We start from the raw sequence: 5,235 nt of genomic DNA, 5'->3' as shown, positions 1-5,235 counted from the left end.
TCGTGAGTAAAAAGGCACTTGGCGAAGAGGCCTTTATGTGGAGTTCGGACGCTAAAACCTACGAAATCTCGCCCGCGCAAAAAGATAGCCACGGCACCTCGATCACGCTTTATTTAAAAGATGACGAGTTTGCCGAGTCCTACCGCATAGAAAACATCGTCAAAAAATACTCCAACCACATCCCGTATCCGATATTTGCGGATAAAGAAGAGTACGTAGCGCCTAAAGATGGCGAAAAAGAGGGCTCGTACGAGATCAAAAACGTGCAGATAAATAAGGCTTCCGCACTTTGGAAAATGAGTAAAAGCGCGCTAAAAGAGGCTGACTATAACGACTTTTATAAACAAACCTCGCATGATAGCGAAGATCCGCTACTGTGCGTTCACACGAAAGCCGAGGGCAAGATCGAGTACACTACCCTATTTTTCGTGCCGGCTAGCGAGCCCTTTGATCTATTTCGCGTGGACTATCAAAGCGGCGTGAAACTCTACGTCAAAAGCGTATTTATCAGTGACGACGCCAAAGAGATGCTGCCGCCTTATCTTAGATTTGTCCGCGGTATCATTGACGTTGAGGATTTGCCGCTAAACGTCAGCCGCGAAATCCTGCAAGAAAACAGCATAATGCGCAGCGTCAAGGAGCAAAGTGTTAAGAAAATCCTGGGCGAACTAGCCAAGCTAAAAGAAAAAGATAGAGAAAAATATATCAAATTTTATAAAATATTCGGCAAGGTGATCAAAGAGGGGCTTTACGGATTTAGCAGCGAAAAGGAGCAAATTTTAGACCTTTGCCTCTTTAAATCAAGCAAGCGCGAGGGACTAGTCAGCCTAAAAGAGTACGAAGACGCGATGAAAGACGGTCAAAAATCAATCTACTACATCAGCGGAAATAACGAAACGATGCTAAGAAATTCGCCGCTTTTAGAGAGCTTTAAGGCTGAAGGGATAGAAGTGCTCATCATGGACGAGGAGATAGACTCTATCGTCATGCCGATGGTGCAAGACTACGACAAAACACCGATAAAAGCGGTAAATCATACCGATATCGACACCGAGATCAAACCGGAAAAAGACGAAGCCGACGAGGGTAAATTTGCCACGCTGCTAACCAAGATGAAAGAGATCCTAAAAGACGAGGTCAAGGACGTGAAACTAAGCTCACGCCTAAGCGAAAGCGCCGCCGTCATCGTCTATGATAAAAACGATCCTGACTACGCTACGCAGATGATGCTAAAGCAGATGGGGCATAGTGCGGGTAAAATCTTGCCGATACTGGAGATAAATCCAAAGCACGAACTCTTTGAAAAACTATCTCAAAACGAGGCGATGATCTATGACGCGGCGGAGCTGCTTTTGGATATGGCTAAGCTAAACGAAGGCGTCGCTATCGACGATCCGTCGGCATTTAGTAAAAAGCTAACTAAAATCCTACTCAAAGCGATCTAAATTTAAGCCTTTTTGAGGCTTAAATTTTTAGCTCGGCGACGGAGTTAAATTTGTCGCCGAGTTTTTTTAAAATCTCACTCAAATCTACATAGTAAAATCCGCTCGCCCTTGCTCTTAAATTTACGGCGTCAAATTTTGATTTAATAGGCGTTTGCTATCTGGATTGAAAAAATGAGTAAGCTACATTTGCGTAATATTTGGTTATAATTACCGAAAAATTTAAGGTATGAAGTGAACGAGAATAAAGAGTATTTCGTAAAAGAAGAAGATTTTATCGTATCAAAAACCGATCTGAAGGGCAAGATAACCTACTGCAATCAGCCGTTTTTAAAGATCGTCGGCGCGACGCAAGAGCAACTTTTGCATAAACCGCACAACATCATCAGACATCCCGATATGCCGCGCGTCGTGTTTAAACTACTATGGGATCGTATCAAGGCAAAGCAGGAGATATTTGCATTCGTTAAAAACAAGAGCTTTGACGGCGGCTTTTACTGGGTATTTGCAAACGTCACGGCTTCGCTAGGCGCTAACGGCGAGATCATCGGCTACTACTCCGTTCGCCGCAAGCCAAATCCAGAAGGCGTCAAATTTATTGAGGGCATATATAGGCAGCTGCTTGAGGCAGAAAAAAGCGGCGGCATGGAGGCCTCAAGCAAGTTACTGGGGCAAATTTTAGCCAGCGCCGGCGTCAGCTACGACGAGCTAGTGCATAAAATTCAACGAGGGCAGATATAAGATCTCGTCTTTGGCGGTATAAATACCCAAAAACAAGCCTAACGAACTTGAAAAAATGAATATCAAGCCGCAAGAAGCGATCATGAGCGCAACGCAGTTTAGCACTCTAGCAAGCGCGGTCAAAGAGCGAGGAATAAAGGCTAGCGGATATTTTTCGGCTGTTTTTGACAACGAGGATTACTACGCCAACGTCAGCGCCTATCTCTCGCAGATCTTGCTAGAGATATCGCTAAAAAGCGAGAAAAACGGCATAAGCACGGCGGCAAATCAAAAACTCCAAGTCGCTGCGAAAAATATCAAGGATATAACCAAACTCCTGCAAGCTCAAAGCGCCATCATGCAAAAATACAAAAGACGAAGCTTCTTTGATAAAGACGCGGCTCGTCTGCGCGCCGTAAAGACGCAACTAGCCGAGCTGCTCAAAGCGCAATCAAGACTAGATAAACTACTAAAAATGCAGGCTAGTATCATCTCAAACGTGATTTTGGGCGAGTTTAAGATGGCGTATAAATTTTTACTTTATTCGGTTTTTGTGGCAAAAAGCAGAGGCGATCAGCTACTTTTAGCCGAGATAATCAGCGTTTGTGATAAGATCGCCGCGATGATAAAACCGGTTTTTAGCGGCCAAAGCCTGCAAACCGGCGAGCTCGTGTATCACTATCTAGTTTACGAGTTGCGAGAATAAAGACGATTTTATAAACTAATTTTAAAATTTACAAAGTACAAAGATATTTAAAATTAACGCTCTGCCGTAAATTTAAATATCTTTTAAAATTTCATCCACGATTTTTCGTGCGCCGCCGTTATCTATCTGCTTGGAAAGCTTGCTTGAAATTTGCGCTATATCCATCTCATTTATCAAATTTAGCATCTCATCCGCATCGATCTCGCCGCCTTTTTGAAAGCAAAATTTGGCCAAATTTTGATCCACGAGAAATTTCGCGTTAAAGACCTGATGGTTGTTTGCGGCGTAAGGATAAGGCACGAATACGCTAGGCAGCGCATTTGCCGTGAGCTCCCATAGCGTGCCCGCTCCTGCGCGGCTTATCGCTAGATCGGCGCGGCTTATCTTAAGCTCTATTTTGGAATCAAAGTCAAAAAGATCGAGCTCATCGCTGCCAAGACCCAGCTTTTTATACTCCTCTTGCAAGCTTTCAAGCGCGTTTTTGCCGCATTGATGGATTATTTTTATGCTTTTTTCTTTAAAAACGGGAGCCAGCTTTAAGGCTAACGAATTTATCGCCGCCGCACCTTGCGAACCGCCTAAAAATATCACTGTTTTTAGCTCGCTGCGAAGCCTAGCTGCGCTAAAAAATCTCTCCGCGACGGGATAGCTAAAAACGGGCTTAAAATACGAGCTAAAAAAGCCCTTCGCAAGCGGTTTTAGGAGTTTGTTTAGATTGCCGATCACGGCGTTTTGCTCATGGATAAAAAGCGGCGTGCGTGAGATGATCGCCGCAAATGCCGCAGGCGCCGCGCTGTATCCGCCTACGCTAACGACGGCTTTAACAGCATGAGTCTTAAAAATTTTGCGGCATTTAAAGGCTAAATTTAGGATATTAAAAAGCGAAAAAAGCTTGCCTAGCCCTTTTTTATTTACTACGCCGCTGCTAGGCAGGAAAAATTTCTCGCTAAATGCAGCGTCGTTTTCAAACCACATTTTATCCTGTCCGCTGCTAGATCCTACAAATATCGTCCTACATCCGCGCGAAACTAGCTCCTCGTTTAGAGCTTTTGCGACGGCTAGATGTCCGCCCGTACCGCCGCCGCAGATAACGATAGTGCCGCTTTCGGTTTTATCTCGGGCTTCGCCGCTAGTTAAATTTGACGGCGAAATTTCAGCTGAATTTTGTTCTTTGTCTTTTAAATTTTCAGACGTCAAATTTTACTCCTTGCCTTTTAAGTTTGAAGTGCTTAAATTTGCCTTACCATGCCGCAAGTCAAATTTAAGCTCAATCTTTTACTTTTTTACTCACCATCAGCACCATGCCGACCCCTATGCAAAGCGCTAGGATCGAGCTGCCGCCGTAGCTTAGAAACGGTACGGCGATGCCCTTGATAGGCGTGATCGAGGTGATGCCGTATGAGTTCATGATAAACGAAAACGAGATGAGAAGCCCGACGCCGAGCGTAAAGAGGTGGTAGACCTTGTTTTCGCTCCTTGACGAGACGCGAAAGATGCGGAAAAGCAAAATTAAAAGAAGCGACGTGATGATAAGTATCCCCAGTACCCCGACTTCTTCGGCGATACCGGCAAGTACGAAGTCCGTGTGCACTTCGCTCAAAAATCCGAGCTTAAACACGCCGGCTCCCAGCCCCTCGCCGAAAAATCCGCCGTGCTTTATGGCATTTAGCGAATGCGAGATCTGATAAGGCTCCGGCACGCCCTCGACGCGAAACATATTTGCCATATTTTCGGGCATAAGCGAAAGGACCATATTTTGCACCGTGCCCCACCATGATTTTATACGTAAAATTCGGTGTTCCGACGTAAAAATAGCCACGATAGCAAGTACCGAAGCGCCCGCCATGCCGATGACGAAAAGCCGCTTGCTAGTACCGGCAAAAAGCATCATAACGATAAGCGTAAGCGCCAAAACGACGACTTGGCCGAGGTCGTTTTGAAGGATGGCGATGAGATAAACGGCTATCAAAAACAAAAACATATAAGGCAAAATGAGCTTAAATTCCTGCTTTAGGCTCTTTTTACTGCCGTCGATCTTGCGCGCGAAACTCCATGCCAAAAAGTAAACGAAACCGATCTTAAAAAACTCGACAGGCGCTAGAGAAAAGCCCGGCAAACGTATCCAGCGCTTAGCTCCTCCCGCATCGGTAACCAGCGAGCTAGGTAGCGCGTGCATAGCTCCCATCGCGATAGCGCAAAATCCAAACAGACAAAAGCCGATCCAAACCATCGACTTATCGGGATCTAGGCGAGAGATGCCCCACATCAAAAATATCCCGATCGCCCCCACGACAAGCTGTCTGATGAAAAAATGGTAAGGTTCGTAGTTAAAGAAAAGCACGGTAAAAACGGGCAAGGAGAGCGAAA

5 protein-coding genes are annotated in these 5,235 nt (G+C 45.2%); 3 read left to right on the top strand and 2 right to left on the bottom strand.

Features of this window, described 5'->3' with window-relative positions:
- From htpG to Q0200_RS05555, 3 genes are all read left to right on the top strand, one after another.
- The coding region (gene htpG, locus Q0200_RS05565; RefSeq protein ID WP_297938795.1) for a molecular chaperone HtpG at positions 1 to 1,445 on the top strand (1,445 nt) is incomplete at its 5' end.
- 231 nt (positions 1,446 to 1,676) lie between these two features.
- Positions 1,677 to 2,183: a PAS domain-containing protein gene (locus Q0200_RS05560; RefSeq protein ID WP_297938792.1), complete on the top strand. Its 507-nt coding sequence runs from the start codon at positions 1,677 to 1,679 to the stop codon at positions 2,181 to 2,183.
- Positions 2,184 to 2,238: 55 nt separating this feature from the next.
- Positions 2,239 to 2,868, top strand: coding sequence for an imidazole glycerol phosphate synthase (locus Q0200_RS05555; RefSeq protein WP_297938790.1), 630 nt, complete (start codon positions 2,239 to 2,241; stop codon positions 2,866 to 2,868).
- Positions 2,869 to 2,940: 72 nt separating this feature from the next.
- Here Q0200_RS05555 and Q0200_RS05550 read toward each other — a convergent pair whose 3' ends face one another.
- Together Q0200_RS05550 and Q0200_RS05545 are read right to left on the bottom strand one after the other, a co-directional pair.
- Entirely contained in the window at positions 2,941 to 3,963 is a 1,023-nt protein-coding gene (locus tag Q0200_RS05550) for a UDP-N-acetylglucosamine--N-acetylmuramyl-(pentapeptide) pyrophosphoryl-undecaprenol N-acetylglucosamine transferase (protein WP_297938797.1), read from the bottom strand.
- 172 nt (positions 3,964 to 4,135) lie between these two features.
- A partial coding sequence (locus Q0200_RS05545) for an FtsW/RodA/SpoVE family cell cycle protein (RefSeq protein ID WP_297938787.1) occupies positions 4,136 to 5,235 on the bottom strand: 1,100 nt, incomplete at its 5' end.

This window comes from uncultured Campylobacter sp. (assembly GCF_938045225.1).
Taxonomy (GTDB): Bacteria; Campylobacterota; Campylobacteria; order Campylobacterales; family Campylobacteraceae; genus Campylobacter_A.
Note: the sequence above shows the minus strand (reverse complement) of the source record. Positions and strands in the feature narration are given on the sequence as shown.